At 35.8% G+C, this 1,888-nt stretch carries 2 protein-coding genes and 1 pseudogene; all 3 read left to right on the top strand.

The features are described 5' to 3' along the window. The coding region (locus tag AC1DTM_RS24650; RefSeq protein WP_477001116.1) for a glutamate synthase-related protein at positions 1 to 983 on the top strand (983 nt) is incomplete at its 5' end. Between the two features lie 485 nt (positions 984 to 1,468). After that, a pseudogene (locus tag AC1DTM_RS24655) lies at positions 1,469 to 1,552 on the top strand (VOC family protein); the annotation flags it as partial. A 46-nt stretch (positions 1,553 to 1,598) separates the two neighbouring features. After that, the coding region (locus AC1DTM_RS24660; protein WP_477001117.1) for an alpha/beta hydrolase at positions 1,599 to 1,888 on the top strand (290 nt) is incomplete at its 3' end.

Here is a 1,888-nt window from a genome sequence, read left to right on the forward strand (position 1 = left end):
GTGCAAAAATGGCAGGTGGTTCGTGGATTAATACTGGGGAAGGGGGCGTAATTCCAGAACATTTACATACGGGTGCGAATATCGTTGCGCAAATTGGTCCTGGATTATTCGGATACCGTGACGAGGACGGGAATTTTTCGATGAAGGAATTTATGGAGAAGGCGAAAGAAAGTAATATTAAAGCGTTTGAATTGAAATTTGGGCAAGGAGCAAAAATACGTGGTGGTCATTTAGAAGGACAGAAGGTAAATGAGAAAATCGCTTCCGTTCGGAAAGTACGAGAAGGTGAAACGATTAATTCGCCAAATCGATTTTCATTTATTAATAGTGCGGCAGAGGCTTTATATTTTATTCAAGATTTGCAAGAAAATGGTGGTAAACCAGTGGGCATGAAAATTGTAATTGGTCAACAGAAGCCTTTGGAAGATTTATTAAAAACAATGAAAGAATTAAACATCTATCCAGATTTTATTACAATCGACGGTTCAGAAGGTGGATCAGGTGCAACGTATAAATCGATGGCAGATAGTATGGGGTTACCGCTTATACCGGCATTACTTACATTTATTGATACGGCGAATCATTACGGTGTTCGGGATAAATTAAAGGTGTTTGCCTCAGGGAAATTAATCACACCAGATAAAGTAGCGATTGCTTTAGCTATCGGTGCAGATGCCGTAAATTCAGCACGCGGCTTCATGATGGCAAGTGGCTGTATTATGGCGCTTCAATGTAATTCAGGGCAATGCCCATCGGGTGTTGCAACTACGAATCCACACTACCAAAAAGCGTTAGATCCATATGAGAAGAAATGGCGAGTAATGAACTACATTATTAGCATGAGATATAGTTTGTTTTCATTAGCGGCAGCGGCGGGGGTAAAGAGCCCGCGCCATTTAACGAGAGAGCATATTGTGTTTAAAGATGAGATGGGGAGAGTAGTTCCACTTTCGGAATTGTTTCCTTCCGTAATTGGGAAGTAAATATGTAGCTGAACAAAAAATATGAGTAAAAAGTCATACATTTGTATGGCTTTTTTGGTTATGGGAAAAGTAGAAGTTTATTACATGAATGTTCCCGCTTGTCTGTTGCTCTTTTTCAAACAAATTATTTGATGGAGATGAGTTATCAGAATATTGTTTTTGATGAAAAAATGAAACGATATACGCATTGACAATAAAAACTAATTAGACTATAATAAATCTCGAATTCAAGGTATTTTTGAAGGATAGTCAAAAACATAAAATCAATATTTTAAATATAATCATAAGAACTGTAGTTTTTTTTTGCGGATTATCTCGAATTCGAGATAATTTCTGAGCGAGATGAAATGTGTTAGTTTTTTTGAGAGGTATCTCAAAATTGAGATAAAATAGCATTGCGGATTGAACTTTATCATATGGACAAAATGAATAATGAATTTTAGCAAATAAACGTTTTTTGTAATGAAATAAAAAAGGGCGTGGAGAAGACGATGGGTGAGGAATTAAAATTACCACAGCGATATAATCAGCATAGAAAACAGATTGAACAAGGGTTATTACCAATTTAAGTAAGAGAATTATACTAATTATATAAGGAATTGAAAGGGGAGAAAAATGATGAAACATGTTTTTCAAAAAGGAAAAGATGAGTCAAAACCAACACTATTATTGCTTCATGGTACGGGAGGAAATGAATTAGATTTATTACCGCTTGCAGAAAGAATTGATCGGGAAGCTTCTGTCTTAAGTGTTCGTGGAAATGTATTAGAAAATGGGATGCCTCGTTTCTTCCGCCGATTAGCAGAAGGTATTTTTGATGAAGAGGATCTTGTTTTCCGTACGAAGGAATTAAATGAATTTTTAAATGAAGCAGCAAAAACATATGAATTTGATAGAGATAATAT

This window comes from Bacillus sp. P4_D3 (assembly GCF_056401855.1).